This is a genomic window from Natrinema halophilum, assembly GCF_013402815.2.
Lineage (GTDB): Archaea > Halobacteriota > Halobacteria > Halobacteriales > Natrialbaceae > Natrinema > Natrinema halophilum.
This window is the reverse complement of record NZ_CP058601.1, coordinates 2,925,300-2,943,191: the sequence shown is the minus strand read 5'-3', so window position 1 is coordinate 2,943,191 and position 17,892 is coordinate 2,925,300. Positions and strand designations below refer to the sequence as shown.

The window sequence follows — 17,892 nt, the reverse complement described above, 5'->3', positions numbered from 1 at the left end:
CGATTGTACTGTCGGCCAGTTAGCCAACGTTCGACTCGTTGTCAGATCCAGGGCCGGTGGCTTCGGAGTCGTCGGCAGCCGCCTCCGCGATCGTGAACGTGGTTCGCACGGGCGCGCCCTCGTACTCGATCGTCGAAGCCGCATCGACGTTTTCTGATGCGCCGCCGTAAAGCGTCGCCGTCAGCTCGGCCGTGGCGTTCACCGAGCCGTCGTCCTCCAGATCGACGGTGACGTTCTCGTGCTCGCCGGGTCGGAGTTCGTCGCTGGTCCCGAGTACGATCCCGTTTCGCTCGACGGCGACGAACCCGCGTTCGGGAATCGCGGCCGACACCGTCACGCTCTCGTTGCTCGCGTCGGAAACCGCGACGGTCGGATCGGTGTGGAACTCGAGGTCGATCGAGGCGAGTTCGCCGTCGTCCTCGGTGTAAACCCCGATGGTCTGGGTGCCGGCTGGTGCGCGGTTCGTGTTCGTCTCGAGGGTCACGTTCCGAGTCTCGCCGCCTTCGAGTTCCAGAACCTGCCTGTCGATGACAGAACCGTCGACGCGAACCTCGACCGGCTGTTGCGTCCGGAACTCGGTCGGGTTGCGGACCCGAGCGTCTATCTCGATCGTCTCGTTGGTCGTCGCCGTCGCCGGTGCGTCGATCGACTCGACGAGGAAGGAGTCACTGAGCGCGCTCTCGTCGGACGAGGTCACCGTCGCAGTGTCGCTGACCGGGAACCCGTCATCGAGGTACGGCTGGTCTTCCTCGCCGTTGCTCGACTCGTAGGCGTAGCCCGCTTCGTCAGCAGTGTCCTGATGCACCGTCGCCGTCAACTGGCCGATCAGTTCGCGCGTCGCATCGTCCTCGCGCTCGACCGTGACGTTCTCGTGGGTACCCGCCTCGAGACGGTCGGAGACGGCCAACGGCTCGTCGCCGCCGTCGGTGATGACGACGTAGCCGCCGTCCGAGAGAGTCACTTCCCGGATCGTGACGGTAGAGCCGTTGCCCTGTTGATCTTCGAACGTGATCGACGCCTTCGGTTCCTCCTCGACGCCGAAGATCATGGGGGCCTGACCCACGACGATACCGGCTGCGGCGACGATCACGATCGCGATCAGGATCGCACCGATTCGCTTGACCGTGCCAAGCGTCTGTCTCGAGCTCATTGGGGTGTCGTCGTCACGGTGGTAGCATTCGACGGACGTAAAACGCGCAGTCCGTTCGCAAACTGACGATCCGATTCGGGGCAGCTTATCTGAATAATCTCGAATTACGACGGTTCGGACGCGTCGTTCGAGGACGAAACGAACGGGCTCTATGCGAGAACCGAACGAGTTGCCGGACGGTAGGCGCCCTCGATAGTCCGTTTGGCACCCCATACCATGTCGGGCCGGGGAGAATGCCCCACAGATACCGTCGGCGAGCGATCCGAAGCGGGTTTAGCCGCGGCCCGTCGAACGTTTACCGATGCCACTGCGCGTGACGTTCCTGGGGACGGCCGGTGCGATTCCGACGACGGGGCGGAATCCGAGCAGCGTCTTCGTCGCCCGCGACGGAGAGGGACTACTGTTCGACGCCGGCGAGGGGACCCAACGCCAGATGATGCGGTTCGGAACGGGGTTTTCCGTCTCGCAACTGTTCGTCACGCACCTCCACGGCGATCACGTCTTCGGAATTCCCGGATTGCTCCAGACGATGGACTTCAACGACCGCGAGGAGCCACTGGCAATCTACACACCCCGCGGCACGCGCCGCCAGCTCAAATCGCTCGTGTCCGCCCTCGGAAACCACCCCTCGTTTCCCGTTCGGATCAACGAGGTCGGCGGCGGGGACGTCGCCTCCCGCGCGGAAGAGTACGAAATTCGGGCGTTCGATACCGATCACGACACCCGGTCGGTCGGCTACGCGCTCGTCGAAGACGAACGCAAAGGCCGTTTCGACCGCGAGCGCGCCGAAGAGCTGGGCGTCCCGGTCGGCCCGAAATTCTCGACACTCCACGCGGGCGAATCCGTCGAACTCGAGGACGGCACCGTCGTCGAGCCCGATCAAGTAGTCGGTGACCCGCGTCCGGGCCGGGCGGTCGTCTACACGGGCGATACGCGTCCCACCGAGTCGACGATCGGCGTCGTCGACGATCCCGACCTGTTGATCCACGACGCGACGTTCGCCGACGACCGCGCCGATCGGGCCACCGATACCGCCCACTCGACGGCACGACAGGCCGCAGAAATCGCGAACCGGGCCGGTGCCGACTGCCTCGCGCTGATGCACCTGTCCTCCCGGTATGCAGGCGACACCACGGGCCACGAACGGCAGGCCAGGGAGGTCTTCGAGGGTGACGTCATCCTCCCCGACGACGGCGACGCACTCGAGATTCCGTATTCGGACGACTGACCGGCGACGCTCGAAGTACGGCCGTACAGTTCGAGGGCGGAAGACGACTCGGCCGGCGCTCTGGGCCGCGGTCAGGAGACAATGATCTCGATTTCGTGGGTTGTCTGTCGTCCCAAGTTATCCACCGCCGTGAGAGTCACGGCATAGGTGCCACTGGAATCGTAGGAGTGACCGACGTACCAGCCGCTGGCGGTCGTTCCGTCACCGAGATCCCACTGAAGCGTGTCGACCCAGTAACTGGAAGCCGTCTGCTCCCGAACCTGGAAAACGATTCGTTCGCCGACTCCGACTGTTGTCGCGCTCGGTTTGATCTTTGCAAGGTAGTCCACCTCGAGCGGGATCTCGCCGTTTAGTGGAGCCCAGGCGTAATTCACCTCGTAGCGGGGCTCCGCGTTTTGATTTTTCCACTGTGCGACCCAGACTTCGCCGTTCCAGCGGACGCGATCACCCGACTGGTAGAGAACGCTCGAGTCCCACTCGGGGTAGCCGCCACTGCCGCCCTCGTTCTGATCGCCCTCACCGTTGCCGGCATTTTTCGTCGTCGCCTGCACGGTTACCACGTCCGACCTGGCACCTCCCTGACCGACGGCGCTGACGCCGACCTCGTAGGTCGTGTCCGCATCGAGTCCGGTGATGGTCGCGCTCGTCGACGTCGTCGTCGTTTGTTGTGTGCCGTCGACGAATATCGCGTATTCGACCGCGTTCGAGACTGAACCCCACGATAGTTCGACCGACGTCTCGGTCTCGGCGGTGACTTCGAGCCCCTCAGGGGGAGTGGGCGACTCGGGGTCTGAATCGCTTTGGCCGCCGACGGTAAGCGTCGCATCCTCGACCGTGGCCTCGACGCTATTGGCATCCGTGTCCTCGAGCCGGACGATCTCGACCTCGACAGCGGTTTCACCGTTCGCAACGGCCTCGAGTTCGACGTGACCGAAATCGATGTCGGTAGTGCCGGCGTCGAGGGTGTATATCGCGCGGAGCATCGCGGAGCCCGCTCCGGTCTCGACTTCGCGGAACAGGGTCGATCTGTACGTCTCGCCGAGTTCGGCATCGACGATGGTCGCGACTTCAGTATCGACGCTGGGCTCGATCTGGAAGCCAACCAGCCCGGTTGGCGCTTCAGTCAGACCGAAATTGACAGTCGTCGTCTCGCCGGGCTGGATCATCGCGGTTTCGAGGTCGACTGTGAGCGTTGGCGTGTCCGCCTGCGCACCGGCGGCCGTCGTTACCTGTACGGTCGCGGCGTCGGACGCGACGCCGCCCTGCCCGACGGCGCTGACGCCGATCTCGTAGGTCGTGCCCGCGTCGAGTCCGGTGATGGTCGCGCTCGTCGAAGTCGTCGAGGTTTTCCGCGTTCCGTCGACGGAGACGGCGTATTCGACGGCGTTCGAGACCGAACTCCACGAGACCTCGACCGACGTCTCGTTCCCGGCGACGACTTCGAGATTCGTGGGCGTGTCGAGCGCAACGGGGTCGGCTCCGGACCCGGAGTCCGTGCCGACGGTTACCGACGGTGCGTCGTAGCTTGCGTTCTCGATTGTGCCATCGTCCGGCGGAGTCAACACGAAGTCGACGAGTTCGAGTTCGGTTGTGCCGTTCCCCTGGCCCTCGAGTCGAAGCGTTGCCAACTCGTACTCGGTCTCGTCGATCGATCCGAAGACGCTCGGGTCGATCGACGAGACCGAGCCGCCGTTGGCTTCAATTTCGCTGTTTAGCTGGTCTTCGATGATATCCCTCCCGTACTCGCCCAGTTCGACCGCAGTGATCTGGGCGACGTCGGGGTCGACCGCGAACTCGGTGGTACAGCCGGCCGAACCCTCAGGCGAGTTCTCGATCCGAATCGTTGCGGTTGTCGCCCCGCCGGATTCGATCTGATCGTCAGCGAGCGTAACCGATACCGTCGGCCGACTCTCCTGGGCCGAAGCCGGTGACGCCCCGAGTGCGAGCGTTCCCGCACCGGCACCGGCGGCCTGTACGAAAGTGCGTCGTGAGGGGGGCGAATTCGCCGGAGTGTCTGATTCGAAGAACTGTTCATCGTCGTCTGTATCGTTCGGATGAGTCATTGCTGTGTTCCCATAGCGATCATGTCATCTACATTTTACATCCCATCTGTGGGTGCTAAATACAGAAGCGCACGGGCCCTTGCAGCGCGCTCGTTGCTCCCCCTGCCCTCGGTGCAACCGTTCATCGCAACAGATTCCGTGTCAGTTTGTACCATTGTCTCAGATGATCTGATTTCCAAGAACCACTCGAGAGGGTCTGCAAAGGCGACTAACGAGGTCCCTCGTTCAGTAGCGAATCGCCAATCTAAGCCGTTGCAACGCCCGTGACGACGCCGGGGCTGCCGATCGAAAATGTACTCGCCCCCATGAGGCGCCGATATCGTTCGATAGCCTGCCGAGACGCCACCGTTTCGGCTAGTAGACTGCGCCTTCGAATCCGTTTGATTTTCGTTCTCTGACATGGTCTGACGTACGCACCTGAGGAACGAAACTTTCGATTCGTCGTCAGGGAACGCTGGCCCCGATATGTATACGATAGAAAGCGTAATGAAATTTTATACTACTGGCTCAGTAATTATATCTTCACAGGCAAAATAATGATTTTTGTTTCATATTCTCGCTCACAGCCGATTCAGGACCGCGAAATCGTCTGACTGACTGCCCCCGACAGAACCGGATCGTAACCCACGAAAACGGACTAGACGGTCCGTCTGGTGAAACGCGCCTGTAAACCGGATACCCGCTCCACTGGCTACGTCGTACCGTCAGCGCCCGCCTCCTGAACGCCTCGCACATCCCGGTATCGGCGGTCAGCATCCACTACTCGGGAAGAGTGCCGATCACGACCGGGACACCAATCAGTTCCGGGCTGACTCACGGACAGAAGTGCCGCGTCGGATTTATAGCCGACTCGTTCCTATACCCCCCTGTGAGTACGCGAACGAGTGCGCTCGATGCGGTCGTCTTCGGAGTCGACATCCAGAGCGGTGACGTGCGTGGTGATGCGCCATCGTACGCACTGACGGTTTTCAACGGCGACGACGTCACCCGTGACGTCGTTTCTCACCGGAAACTCAGGCGTCTAATCGACGACGAAGAGCCGGCAATCGTCGCGACGGACAACATGTACGAGCTCGCAGCCGACAAGGATCAGCTCATCCACTTCCTCGGTTCGCTGCCCGCCGGCACTCGACTCGTCCAGGTGACCGGTGACGAGCAACCCGAGCCGCTCTCTCGCGTCGCGAAACGCCACGGAATCCCCTACGGAAAGGACCCAATGAAAGAAGCCGAGGCCGCCGCTCGGCTTGCCGCCCACAACGTCGGTTACGAGGTATCCGCGTTTACGGATACGACCGAAGTCAAGGTCTCGCGGGGCCGCTCGACCGGCAGCGGTGGCTGGAGCGAAGACCGCTATACCCGTCGCATTCACGGCTCCGTCAAACGCCGATCCCGCGAAGTTGAATCCGAACTCGAGGACGAAAACCTCGAGTTCGAAAAAGAGGTTCGGGAGTCCTACGGCGGGTACGCAAACGCCGTCTTCACCGTCCAGGCCAAGCCGAACGACATTCCCGTCTCGCGCAATCGATCGGGCGACGTCCGTGTCGAGATCGAGCGCCAGCGCCGCGACGGCATCGAGTTCAGCCCGCTCGTCAAACGCCGAGATCACGTCGTCGTCGGGATCGATCCCGGAACGACGACTGCCGTCGCGATCGTCGGCCTCGAGGGAGAGGTGCTCGACGTCTGGAGTTCACGTACCAGCGACACCGCCGACGTAATCGAGTGGATCGTCGAGCGGGGCCGACCGATCATCGTCGCAGCCGACGTGACGCCGATGCCCGAGACCGTCGAGAAGTTCCGCCGGAGCTTCGATGCCGCGGGCTGGACGCCCGACCGGGACCTGCCGATCGACGAGAAACAGCACCGAACCCGCGACCACCCCTACGACAACGACCACCAGCGCGACGCGATGGCAGCCGCACTGTACGCCATCGACGCCCACGAGGGTCAATTCAGGCGGATCGCGGACAAGCTCCCGCCGGGAATCGATCGGGGTGAGGTCACCGCCCGTGTCGTCGCCGGCGAGGAAAGCGTCGAGGCAGTCCTGCGGGACCTGACCGACGACGAAGCCGGCGATGAAGAAGAGGCAACCGAACACGAACCCCGCGAGCTTACCGCAGAGGAAAAGCGAATCAAAGATCTGGAACGGCAGGTCGAGCGCCTCCAATCACACGTCGAGCGCCTCGAGGGACGCATCGAGGATCGCGACGACCGAATCGACGAACTCGAGACGGAGCTCAGTACCGCTCGCCGCGAGGAACGACAAGAAGTCCGTCGCAATCGGGAGGTGAGCCGCCTCGAGCGGAAAGCCAATCGGCTCGAACGCGAGCGCGACGACGCCCGCGAGGAGGTCGAAACGCTCGAGAAGAAAGTCGAGCGAATGAAAGCGCTCTGGAAGCTCGATCACTCGAACTTCAGCGACGTCTCGGCGAAGAAAGAGGGGTTGGTCCCGGTCAAGGTCGTAGAGAAGTTCACGAAGGGCGCGATCCGCAAGGCAGACGAACAGTACGGCATCGCGTCCGGCGACGTCGTCTACATCCGGGACGCAAGCGGCGCGGGCCGATCGACGGCCGAACTCATGGCGGAGTTCGACCCCCGCGTCATCATTAAGGACGGCGGCCTCTCGGAGATTGCCGACGAACTCCTCTTCGACGCCGAGATTCCGGTCGGCCCCGCCGACGACGTCGCGATGCAGGAAGTTGACGAACTCGCCGTCGCCCGCGAGGACGACGTCGAAGCCGTAATCGACGACTGGCACGAGCGCGCGCGGGATCGAAAGCGGGACCGCAAGGCGGCGATGGTCGACCAGCTCATCAGCGAACACCGGGCAGGCGATAACGAAGTGTAGCGGCGAGTTCCCGACCGACGGCGATCGAAATCCGTCGGTGTCTCCCGTTCGATCCGGAAGCGAGCTCAGTCCGGACTTTATTTTCGTCCCTGTCCCACGAGTATTATGCGCGGCTATGCTATCGGCACCAGTACGACAGGACGGTGTTCGGGGTGAACTGAGGATGCTAGCAATCGGTTCGTCCCCGCGTTCCTCTATCAGGTGGTCGGGTCGGAAGCGATACAGTTCGTTCCCCAGTACCATCCTGGCGATGGAGCGGCGACAGCCGCGTTCTCCGTGATCGTAATCGGCATCCCGTTCGTCGTCAGCTACCGGGCCGCTCATCGGGGTGATTACGTCGCCAGTGATCGTATCGGTCGACTGTTCTTCGCCGTCGGGAGTAGCTGTGGATTTCTCGGGCGGATATTCGCATTGCGACTCGGTACAGGAGCTGCGAGTGTCGATCGACCGCTGCTGGAAATCGTCTTTCTCGCTGGGTTTACGGGCATCTTCGTGGGCGGTGGCGTGATCTGTGGCTTCGGTCTTGCCACTGCGATCACCGAACCCGAGCGTTTCCATAGTCGACTGCCGGCCCTCGCCGGGATTGCGATGACGCTCACCGGGCTCGTGTCTTTTGTAACCCCGTACGGATCGCCCGACTTTACCCTCGCATCGGGAGGGTGGTTTCTCGCAGTAGCGTGGCTTTCGATGGCTGACGAGGCCCCGGATTGACGGGATCCTGGCGGACCAAGACTCTGCCAGCGCTCCGGCAGAGCACAGCGACCGGATACCGACGTACCAGGGAAAGTGGGATTCCGAACTCGCTCTCGAGCCGCGCAGATACGCAGGGATGCGATCTCAGTCTGCCGATTCCATCGGCGACAGCACCATCGGCACCTCCACTATGGCGACCTCTTCGGTCAGGTCGTCAATGTCGCCGACCGGGCCGTTGAGGAACAGCGCGTGGGCGATGAGCCCGATCGCGACGGCACCGAGCCCGACGATCGCAACTGGAGACGGGATGGACGTCACGTCGCCGATCAGGACTCCGATTCCGAGGCTCGTCCCGATACCGCCCAATATGAGATCGGAGTACTGGAGCGTATATCCATACGAGGGAGACGCGGATCAGGAGTGAAACGCTTCAGCCTTGGTACGTGGGGCAATCGACGCTCGAGAGCGGTCAGAACATGCCGAAGTTCTGTAGCAGCCCGGAGATCAACGATCGGACGACGAGGCCGAGACCGGCGACGATAAGCGCCATGCCGACGGCGATCAACAGGTTTTCGTACGCGATGAGAGCGATACCGGCGAGCAGGAGAGCGATACCTGCGAGACCGAGCGCACCGAGGTTTCGCAACATACGGAGGGCTGTCGAGGCGAACGAAATAAACGGCGTGGTTTCTCCGCTCGCAAACGCCTCACGCATCCCCGCGCTCGCCACTCACGCCGCTGGACCGGCGCAGGATCGATAAAACGTTAAACCCCTCGACCGCGAACCCGCGGCCATGAGCGACGACGGTGACGGCGGTCGGAAGAACCTCCGGATGCCCGAGGACGACGAGGTCTTCGCGACCGTCACCAACATGCTCGGGGCGAATCGGGTGAAGGTACGCTGTGCCGACGGGAAAGAACGCACCGCGCGGATTCCCGGCAAGATGCAAAAACGCATCTGGATCCGCGAGGACGACGTCGTCCTCGTCGAACCGTGGGACTGGCAGGACGAAAAGGCCGACATCACCTGGCGCTACGAGAAAAGCGATGCCGACCAACTTCGGCGCGAAGGCCATATTCAGTAAACCGGAATTTTACGCTGCGGTCTCCGACGGCGCCCGGCAGCGTCGCTACCGGCGCCGTCGCATCCCTCGGCAAAATTTCGATCAAAAACACTCCTCGTTCCCCACCATTCACTGCGTTCATTCCGGATCAATCGTCGGCCCGCTCGCGCCTCCCGCGCTCGCGGTCAACGGCATCACTTGGATTCTGCGAACCGCTCGTTCGCCGGTGCTCGAGCGAGTTCTCGAAGGGGGTTCCGATATTTCCACTCGGCTCTGTTGAAATCGTCAGTAGATGACGAAAAATCCCTGCTTACTAGAGCGGTTGAATTGATCAGCGCGGTCGCTCACGAACGAACCGTTAGGGAAGTCCGAAACACCGGATGTTATTTTTTAGTATCTAAAGAAAATTCTCCGAAATAGCGCCAGCCATATTATGCTCCTGCTCATCGTATCCGGAGAACAAAGAGGGATCGAATGAGTATTACAGTGAATCTCAAGGAAGATCAGAGCGTCCAAGTAACCGACCAAGTCATCGAGACGAAACCACCGGCTCGAGTCGCATTTGCAGCCGAGGGGGTGATAACGATGACTAGGGACGTGCTGGAAGAATTCGCAGGATCGTCTCTGAGACCGGTCGAGATCGAGATGGCAATCGGCGAGTCAGAAACCGTCAACATCGACCTTTCGAAAGAGGCGTCTCTCCGGCTCGATACGGTAGACATCGGTGTAGAGAGTCCCGATACGAACGATCTTTCGCCCGGAATGGATACAATTCCCTCGTCATCAGACGACAACTCCGACGTGAACAACACACATCCCGGTGCGATTGCCTTCACCGTCGAAGGCGTGATTCGAGACACGCCAGAGGAGGTACGCAAACCTATCACCGATGCCTCCCCGCGTTTGGAGGCAATCACGTTCGCTGCCAAAAACGCACTCAGAAGCGACGGTGGCTCTGGTACTGACATCATTTTGGAAGTTTCCCTCCTCGGATACGGCATCAGTATACACCGAAACGGTGTCATCGACATCGGTACAGGCAGCGATGTGACCGACGTTGGACTTCCCTAATGGCGCATCCGGTTCAGAGTCCATCGATTGTATTCAGGTGACATCCTCCCCGCCGTAAACGGAGAGGGACCGTCGGTCCCTCAGGCAGTCGGGCGTCGTCCGACGACGGCGGGGCTTCCCCTCCACGGGGAATCCAGGTTGGCAGGTTTCAGTCCGAGCACGCCGCGAGCGTCATTTGCGAGGGGTTCTCGCTCGTCGATCCGCCACTCGGTGGCGTCACGTTCCTGCAGGCGCTTCAGAGTCGTGAACATCTCTTTGCGGAGGTGTCGCGCTCGACTGCCACTTTCGAGCGTCAAAGGCGGCGTGGAGTGCGTCGCGGTAGGTGTCCAAGAGGTTCTGCAGGCGTTGCTCTTTGCCCGTGGTGGGCGTGGCAAGTGTGGCTTGCAGCGTTTTCGTCACCGTCTCGGACACACCAATTACTACGACACTATCTCTCTTTAATGTAATATAGGTATGAAACTAAACATCGGGTGCGTCAAGATAGAGTTCGACGTCGAATCACAGTACGGAAGCCTGAAAGAGACGAAAGAGCACCACGGTCTTACGGGGAAAGGGATGCTACTCCACGCTCAGCGGGAGTTGGATTCCGAGAGTGCCGATTGAGCGGTAGAGAGTGGAGTCACGTGATACGATTCCCTATCCGGCCTAAAGGTCGGGGTTCCCTCGCTGGTTAAAGATGGATCGTGGCATGCTGTCACTGAATTAGCTACTCCATTGTTCATCTGTACGTAACGCCAAAGTCGGGAGGGTCTTGTGACCGATATGCGCTCTGTATTTAGCACCGGCGATAGCCGTTTACCAATAATATGTCGGTGGAAATGCACTGAATGTAGAGGATGAGTTTAGCATGCTACCACCGTTAGTTCCGGAAGATCGAGGCGGAATCAGCCGGTCCGTAGATATGTATGGTTACCAGAAGAAGTTCTGTCAACAGCAACGTGCGTCCATCGGTTCGTGCTGGAGACGTGACTCTTATTTTGTAGCCAGCGTTGGCACTCGCCTTGCAAAGTGTGGCTCCTGACTGGTACGGAACGCTAATTGTCTCTCCGTAAACAGCGTCCGATAACTGTTCCTTTCGTGTATCCTTCAAGAGAAAATCTCTGTTTGAGCAAACTGTATATTGTGGAGAATATTTATAAAAGGCGTATGTAATTTCACGATGTGTGATGGATACGCGTATGAACTATAGCGGTTTCGTCATCGCTGGGATCGGATTCTTCACGACGCGGTTTACGGTTACACTCGCTATCTATGAGGAACCGATCCAGTTCTATCTTGGGGGAATTGTGCCGCTGGCACTCGGTCTTGGATTGGCAGCCTTCGGCATGGCGCTGGCAGTCGCTGATGTGAAAGTGTCGCTGGTCCGGACGACGGCACTTTGGTGCGTCATTGGTTTTGTTACGATGTTCGCTCTTGTCGTCCTCACTATTTTGGGATCCTCTCAAAATGGCTTCGCGGACTTTGCGACGACTCGCTCGCAAACGTATCTCTCGAACTTTCTTATCGGCGGGAGTATCGGTGGTACCTTAACAGGACTCTATGCCTCACGCACCCAACAACAACGGAGTGACCTCCAGCAACAGGCAAACCGATTGGTAGTTTTCAACCGGTTGCTCCGTCACGAAGTACTCAACGCGGTGTCTATTATCCAGGGATATGCGACGGCAAATAGCAACGAAAACCTAGATGCCACGAAAGCGATTGAGGAGAGTTCACTTGTCATCGAGCAGACCATTGAAGAAGTGAAGTTCCTCAGCCAGCAAACTAACCAAGGAAAGACGCCAAGTGTTCCAGTCTCTCTGGAAGAGTGTCTACGGGAGAGCATATCAACAGTCACCGACCAACATCCGAACGCCAATGTCTCGGTCGGAAACGTCCCGGAAAATCTCACGGTACGAGCCAACAACCGGCTACCGCAGGTTTTCACACATTTGATTGATAATTCCATAGTCCACGCGGTGGACGACAACCCTGTAGTCACAGTTACCGAGATGAAGAATAGCGTCCGTGTCAGCGTGGCAGACGAAGGACCTGGCCTCCCCGAGAATCAACAGCATCTGCTTGAAACCGGCGATATTGAGGAGTTCGACGATCCCACAGCAGGATTCGGGTTGAACGTCGTTCGTCTACTCGTCGAGAGTTATGAAGGGAGGATCGAAACTGAGGTCACGGAGAACGGGACAACAGTCACGGTCGTACTTCCCAAGGTGGAGGATGAGATCAGAAGTGTGGAGGCGAGTCATGCGAACCTAGCTGGCGTACGCCTCGCTCTTCCTTCCCTGCTCGTCACCCTACTGGCAGCGTTGATTGCGGGCGTGCTATATGGAATTACGTCGGAGGCTCTCGGGGGTGCTATCGCTGGTATTGGGGTTTTTTACGGGACCGCGAATCAAACCGTCGGTTGGATAACGCATGAGTTTCACAGCGTAGTTTTCGGCTTCGTCTTCGTCAGTCTCGTCTCATTGGCACCGGAACAATATCGTGAGAGCGTATTCACCTACGCGGCTATCGGAATTGGCTGGGCGCTCGTTCTGTGGATCGTTGCCGCTGGTGTCATTGCACCGATTTGGTTGCGACTGTTAGGGATTCCTGCATCGCTTCCGAATATCTCGTTTTCGTTGATGCTGAGTCACCTCGTTTGGGGACTGTCGCTTGGAGTGTTCACCGCGTGGGGATACAAATACGTCCTCCCCTGGGTAGCCCGTATCGATGAGCAATTAAGACGTAGGGTAAGAAACGCTGACCGTCTCTTCTGACCTAATGGGCAATGGGTTTCATCCGTAGAGTTACCATTTCCGTGCTACATTCTATCGTGGTTTCAGGGAATCGTTTCGAGGTCTGGAGCAACGACCCACCGTATGCAGACCGCTGCGATCGCCCCGGCGAGGCGGTACGCGGGGATCGAGTGATCCGCGTCTCGAGCGAGCCGTGTCCCGACCTCGCCGATCGGTACCGAGCGGTCAGCCGAAGCTACTGTCCGGATTGTGTGGCCGGCATCGGGTTACTCGCGGTTTCGACCGACACGATGGCTCGTCTGCCGACGAAAACCGAGTGAGCGGTCCTGCGGTGGACTTCTCCCGCTAGATAGTTCAGTCGACAAGAATTAAGTCGCGGGGCCAGCGCATCGACGGCATGGAATCGTAAGGCTTCGCCGTTCTGTTCGTACTCGACGTAATCGCGACCACCGTCGGTATCTTCGTCTACATCGCAATCGGTGGGTCGTTCTGACCGGTGATTTGAGGGGCGTATCGGAGAGTTCGACACAGCCGATACCGCGAACGTTTGAACGAGCGTATCCGACTGCAATCTGGCTCGTGTACACCCTCAAATCGGTCCGCGACCGGTCCCCGAGGCGGAGATGTCGGGGGCGGCTTCGGCGAGTCGGATCTAGATTCGCGCCCTCGAACGTTTGCGAACGAGACTTACAATCCGGCGACGTCTTCGATTGCGTCGGTGAGTTCCGTGATCGACTCGAGGTCGTGTTCACCCATGTGACCGATCCGAAACGTCTTTTCGCCGAGTTGGGAGCCGTACCCGTTCGAAAACACCATGTCGTACTGTTCATCGACGGCCTCGATGGTCTCGGCCACGTCGATTCCCTGCGTGTTCTCGATGCAGGCCACCGTCTGCGATTCGTACCCCTCCTCGGGAAACATGTCGAAGTGGTTGCGGGCCCACTCGCGCGTGTACTCGGCCATCTCTCGATGACGCTCGTCGCGGGCGTCGTGGCCCTCCTCGAGCATGTACTTCATCTGTTTGCGGTAGGCCAACATGATCGGAATCGCCGGCGTCGAGTGGGTCTGGCCCTTCCGGTCGTAGTAATCGAGCGTCCGCTGGAATCCGCCGTACCACGACGCGGAGTCGCTCTCGAGTTCGCGCTCGTAGGCGTCGTCGCTGACGACGCAGACCGCCAGTCCGGGGGGCATCGCGAAGGCCTTCTGAACCGAGGTGAAGATGACGTCGATGCCGTGGTTGTCGATGTCGACGTAGTCGCCGCCAAGCGACGAGACGGCGTCGACGACGAAGTACGTGTCCGGATACTCGGCCACGACGTCGCCAATCTCCTCGATGGGGTTGCGGACGCCGGTCGAACTCTCGTTCATCACGCAGGTCACGGCGTCGTACTCGGTATCCCTTTCCTCGAGCGCTTCGCGGACGTCCTCGGGTTTGACCGCCCGACCCCACTCGTACTCGAGGGTCTCGACGGACTTGCCGAGACGTTCGGCGACGTTGGCCTGTCGCTCGCTGAAACTGCCACAGGTCGTACAGAGGACGTTTTCGTCGACGAGGTTGAGGATCGAACTCTCCATGAACTCGGTCCCCGACCCCGTCAGGATGACGACGTCGTTGTCGGTGCCGAGGAACTCTTTCGTGTCTTCGACGATGGTCGTGTACAGGTCCGTCATCCGGTCCATGCGGTGACCGAACATCGGCTCGCACATCGCTTCGATAACGTCCGCACGAACCTCGGTCGGGCCCGGGATATACAGCGTTTTGTCTGGGTAGTCGTCTTTATATTCGCGTTTCGTGGTCACGCAATTCACCTGAGTACAGCCTACTGGGTCGCGAAGTGGTATGGTACTTTTGATGGCGCATCGGGAGACCGTAGCCGGTCGGCGGGCTAATCTGTCGAGCAGCGAACCGTGACGCCGCCGAACACGACGCTTCGTTTCTCACTGACGGCGTCGTACCGGTTTGGATAGCGCCACCGGCTCATCGGCCGTCACCACGAGAGCGCCTCAGGCAATGCTGTCGGCGGTACTGCCGCGGGTAGTGTCATCGAAATCGTTCCGCTAGCGGCCTGGAATGGCGCTCTGCGGATGAAACTGAAGAGAGAAAAGACGGTAGCTGTGGACCCTGTTCGTGAATGAACGGGCCAACCGGCCGTGTCGTCGTCGCGCCGACTCGAAGAGCGAAATCGAAACTATCGACGATCTTACTCGACTTCGATAGTGCCTTTCATTCCGCTCGAGTAGTGGGGAATACAGACGTATTCCGCGATGTCCGTGCTGGCCGTGAACTCGAGCGTCTGGCCCTCGCCAGTGCTGGAGGCGACCTCCGTCTTTTTGCCGTTGTACACGCTTCCGTCGCTGTTGTAGAGCGCGATGTTGTGGCCGGGTTCGTTCTGCGTCCAGCCGATCGTGTACGACTCGCCGTCAGTGAGCTGAATCGTCGGGTTCGTCTTGCCTTCGATCCCGGACGGTTCCTTGCCGACCCACGACTGGCCGTCGGCTTCGAACATGATCGTCGATCCGGCCTCGATTTCGACGGGGCCGCTGCCGCTGCCGTTACCGTTACCGTTGCCGTTGCCGTTTCCATTGCCGTTCCCGTTGCCGCCACCGCTGCTGCAACCGGCGACGAGCGCTGTCGATGCGGCCGCGCCCGTCACCTTCAGTGCTGTCCGCCGTGAAACTGCCTTATCTCGTGCCATCAGCGGGATTTGGGAGTGTGAACATAAAAATTGATACCTTCCGCCCCCACAATGTTATGACCACACATACCACAAAGTAAGAGTCTTGCACCGGCTGATTACTTGACATGCCCCGGTCTTGATCACGCGTCGCCGTGATCGCCGGTCTGGAACCGATCGGTTCGTCCCACCGACAGTCGAAGGAATATCGGAACGGTAACGACGGCAATCGCGATCTCGAGGCCGCCCACGACGATGAATGCGAGTTCGTAGCCGTAGCTGCCGGCGACGATCCCGCCGAGGAGAAACCCACCTAAAAAGCCGACGCTGCCGGCGAGGTTGAATCCGGCCATGGCGGTTCCGCGCTCGCTCTCGTCGGCGAGGTCGGTGACCAGCGCCATCGTCGCCGGAGCGACCAGCGCTCCGAGAACGCCGACGCCGACCATCGCCACCGCAGCAGTCGGAACGGACGGTACGGCTCCGACGGCGAGAATGCCGACGCCGTAACACACTGATCCGACGACGATCGGAACGGTTCGGCCGATTCGATCCGAAAGGGCACCCATCGGATACTGCAACAGGGCGAACGGGCCGAAAAAACACGCCAGCAGGAGGCCAGTCGTCCCGGCTCCGATTCCGAAGGTGTCCTGAAAGTAGAGCGTCCCGACGAGGGCGAAAAAGCCTGCCGTGAGTCGATCGACGAAGCCGAACGCGTACGGAACCAAGACTGTCGGTCGTCCTCGGACGCCTTCGACGAGTGCGCGAGCCGTCCGCCGGTCGTCAGGCGTGCGGTCGCCGACGAGCGAGACGAGCGCGCCCACGCAGACGAGAAGGCTGGCCGCGACGACTAGCGGTGCGATGGGAGACAGCTCCGTCAGTTGCCCGCCGGCGGGGGCGCCCAGAGCAGCGCCGAGCCCGATCGCGATGCCGGCCGCGCCCATGTTCCGACCGTGACCGCCCTCGAGATCCATCAGCATGGTCATCGTCAGGGAGAACGCGCCGATGGTCATCGCCCCCTGGAAAACACGCAGCAGAAGGACGCCCTCGAACGGAACCGCTCCAATCGTGGGGACGGCAGCGAGGGCGGCGTAACCGACCGCACCGGTCAGCGCACCGGCGACGATGAAAGAGCGGCGGCGGCCGGTCACATCGCTCGCAACCCCCCAGACGCCGACGAACGCGACGTAGGCGGCGAACTCGGCGACCAGAAACCACATGCTCGCGTCGAGCGCGGTCGCCGCAAACGCCGACGTCCCCGCGTCAGCACCCAGCGTCTCCACGAGCGTCGCGACGCCCGGATAGAGCAACACCTGCGAGAACAACACCGCGAAGACGAGCGCGGCGAGCACGACCCGATCGCGGTCACTCGAGTGCACGGCGGATCCTTGGCGCTCCGAGCGTATGAAATCCTCCGATTCGGCGCGATCGAATTACCGGCACTCCGTCGGGCCGAACGTCTGGTCCCCGTCACGGCGCAGCTGAAACCGATGTATTTTCCTTCGGTGCCGTCCCGTAGCTACCGATGACAATCACGCGTCGACAGCTCCTCGCGGCGGGAGCGACGACCGGGATGGGGTCCCTCGCCGGCTGCACCGGGTTGCTTCGAGACACGCTTTCATCGACGCCGGCGACCGTCTCCGGGGGGGCACTCGAGGAAAGCGGCTACAGCAAACACGCAGTCGATGAGGTCCCCATCGAGCGGACCGTCGGCCGGTTCGGGATCGAGCGAACCGTCGAGGTTCGAAACTGGTACGCCGAGTATGACCGGTCGGTGTCACTCGATGAGCTCGGGCTGACACGCGTGCAGGCGGCTATCGTCGCTGCCCTCACGACGCCACAAATATCGTTCCTCGGGAAGACGTTCAATCCCGTCGGAGAGTACTCGACGGCGGATCTCGTCGAGTTGATCCAGAGCCGGTACGACCGTCTCGAGGACGTCGAGTACGTCGACGCGGAATCGATCTCGATTCTGGGTACCGAAACGACGCTCGCTCGATACGACGCGCGCGCCCGATTGCTCGCCCAGGAGACTACGCTCGACGTCTACGTGCAGGTTAGCGAGCCCGTCGCTCACGGCGACGACTTCGTGATCTGTGTCGCGGCCTATCCGCAGGTCCAGGGCCTCGAGACCGAGTCCGACGAGGTCCGAACGCTGCTCGAGTCGCTCGAGCACGAGTAACGAGGCACCCTGCTGGTACAGTCGAGCCGAAATGGTTGGGCTGTCGGGCCTCGAGGGGCTGACGCGGTGACGTTTCGAAGACCGGTTACCGAGGAGGGGACGCGGTGGCCCGTGACCGTTCTCTCACTGGCGGCGATAGTCTGATCCTCGAGGGATGACAGGCAGTGGTCGTGTAGCCTCTCGTAACTG

General features: G+C 60.6%; 16 protein-coding genes and 1 pseudogene. 9 read left to right on the top strand and 8 right to left on the bottom strand.

Annotated features, from left to right (window positions below):
- Positions 1–19: 19 nt before the first annotated feature.
- Positions 20–1,150, bottom strand: coding sequence for a DUF7282 domain-containing protein (locus HYG82_RS34945; protein ID WP_179261871.1), 1,131 nt, complete (start codon positions 1,148–1,150; stop codon positions 20–22).
- Positions 1,151–1,451: 301 nt separating this feature from the next.
- On the opposite strand from HYG82_RS34945, the gene rnz reads away from it, so the two are divergent.
- Positions 1,452–2,378 carry a ribonuclease Z gene (gene rnz / locus HYG82_RS34940; RefSeq protein WP_179261869.1) on the top strand — a complete coding sequence of 309 codons (927 nt, stop codon included), beginning with the start codon at positions 1,452–1,454 and terminating at the stop codon, positions 2,376–2,378.
- A 71-nt stretch (positions 2,379–2,449) separates the two neighbouring features.
- On the opposite strand, the gene HYG82_RS34935 is transcribed toward rnz, so the two are convergent.
- A complete protein-coding gene (locus tag HYG82_RS34935) occupies positions 2,450–4,441 on the bottom strand; it encodes a fibronectin type III domain-containing protein (RefSeq protein WP_179261867.1) in 1,992 nt (663 codons plus the stop codon).
- 868 nt (positions 4,442–5,309) lie between these two features.
- Here HYG82_RS34935 and HYG82_RS34930 point away from each other — a divergent pair.
- Positions 5,310–7,286 (top strand): DUF460 domain-containing protein, encoded by a 1,977-nt coding sequence (locus tag HYG82_RS34930; protein WP_179261865.1) that lies wholly within the window; start codon positions 5,310–5,312, stop codon positions 7,284–7,286.
- 201 nt (positions 7,287–7,487) lie between these two features.
- On the top strand, positions 7,488–7,997 hold the full coding sequence (locus HYG82_RS34925) for a hypothetical protein (RefSeq protein ID WP_179261863.1): 510 nt from the start codon (positions 7,488–7,490) through the stop codon (positions 7,995–7,997).
- 126 nt (positions 7,998–8,123) lie between these two features.
- On the opposite strand, the pseudogene HYG82_RS34920 reads toward HYG82_RS34925, so the two are convergent.
- Positions 8,124–8,357, bottom strand: a pseudogene (locus HYG82_RS34920) (DUF8015 family protein); the annotation flags it as partial.
- A gap of 91 nt (positions 8,358–8,448) precedes the next feature.
- Positions 8,449–8,628: a DUF7470 family protein gene (locus tag HYG82_RS34915; protein ID WP_179261861.1), complete on the bottom strand. Its 180-nt coding sequence runs from the start codon at positions 8,626–8,628 to the stop codon at positions 8,449–8,451.
- 145 nt (positions 8,629–8,773) lie between these two features.
- Here HYG82_RS34915 and eif1A point away from each other — a divergent pair, with 145 nt between their 5' ends.
- Both eif1A and HYG82_RS34905 read left to right on the top strand, forming a co-directional pair.
- Entirely contained in the window at positions 8,774–9,064 is a 291-nt protein-coding gene (eif1A, locus tag HYG82_RS34910; RefSeq protein WP_179261859.1) for a translation initiation factor eIF-1A, read from the top strand.
- A gap of 453 nt (positions 9,065–9,517) precedes the next feature.
- A complete protein-coding gene (locus tag HYG82_RS34905; RefSeq protein WP_179261857.1) occupies positions 9,518–10,114 on the top strand; it encodes a hypothetical protein in 597 nt (198 codons plus the stop codon).
- Between the two features lie 80 nt (positions 10,115–10,194).
- Here the strand turns inward: HYG82_RS34905 and HYG82_RS34900 are convergent, their stop codons facing one another.
- Positions 10,195–10,365, bottom strand: coding sequence for a hypothetical protein (locus HYG82_RS34900; RefSeq protein WP_179261855.1), 171 nt, complete (start codon positions 10,363–10,365; stop codon positions 10,195–10,197).
- Positions 10,366–10,567: 202 nt separating this feature from the next.
- Between HYG82_RS34900 and HYG82_RS34890 the strand changes: the two genes are divergently transcribed.
- The 3 genes from HYG82_RS34890 (at position 10,568) to HYG82_RS34880 (ending at position 13,169) form a co-directional block, all read left to right on the top strand.
- Positions 10,568–10,717 carry a hypothetical protein gene (locus HYG82_RS34890; RefSeq protein WP_179261853.1) on the top strand — a complete coding sequence of 50 codons (150 nt, stop codon included), beginning with the start codon at positions 10,568–10,570 and terminating at the stop codon, positions 10,715–10,717.
- Between the two features lie 563 nt (positions 10,718–11,280).
- Positions 11,281–12,870 carry an ATP-binding protein gene (locus HYG82_RS34885; RefSeq protein ID WP_179264538.1) on the top strand — a complete coding sequence of 530 codons (1,590 nt, stop codon included), beginning with the start codon at positions 11,281–11,283 and terminating at the stop codon, positions 12,868–12,870.
- Between the two features lie 56 nt (positions 12,871–12,926).
- On the top strand, positions 12,927–13,169 hold the full coding sequence (locus HYG82_RS34880) for a hypothetical protein (protein ID WP_179261851.1): 243 nt from the start codon (positions 12,927–12,929) through the stop codon (positions 13,167–13,169).
- 367 nt (positions 13,170–13,536) lie between these two features.
- On the opposite strand, the gene HYG82_RS34875 is transcribed toward HYG82_RS34880, so the two are convergent.
- From HYG82_RS34875 to HYG82_RS34865, 3 genes are all read right to left on the bottom strand, one after another.
- Positions 13,537–14,649 (bottom strand): pyridoxal-phosphate-dependent aminotransferase family protein, encoded by a 1,113-nt coding sequence (locus tag HYG82_RS34875; protein ID WP_179261850.1) that lies wholly within the window; start codon positions 14,647–14,649, stop codon positions 13,537–13,539.
- Positions 14,650–15,050: 401 nt separating this feature from the next.
- Positions 15,051–15,545 (bottom strand): plastocyanin/azurin family copper-binding protein, encoded by a 495-nt coding sequence (locus tag HYG82_RS34870; RefSeq protein ID WP_179261848.1) that lies wholly within the window; start codon positions 15,543–15,545, stop codon positions 15,051–15,053.
- A gap of 122 nt (positions 15,546–15,667) precedes the next feature.
- On the bottom strand, positions 15,668–16,900 hold the full coding sequence (locus tag HYG82_RS34865) for an MFS transporter (protein WP_179261846.1): 1,233 nt from the start codon (positions 16,898–16,900) through the stop codon (positions 15,668–15,670).
- 146 nt (positions 16,901–17,046) lie between these two features.
- Here HYG82_RS34865 and HYG82_RS34860 point away from each other — a divergent pair, with 146 nt between their 5' ends.
- Positions 17,047–17,703, top strand: a complete 657-nt coding sequence (locus tag HYG82_RS34860) for a DUF6517 family protein (protein WP_179261844.1) — start codon at positions 17,047–17,049, stop codon at positions 17,701–17,703.
- Positions 17,704–17,892: the final 189 nt, after the last annotated feature.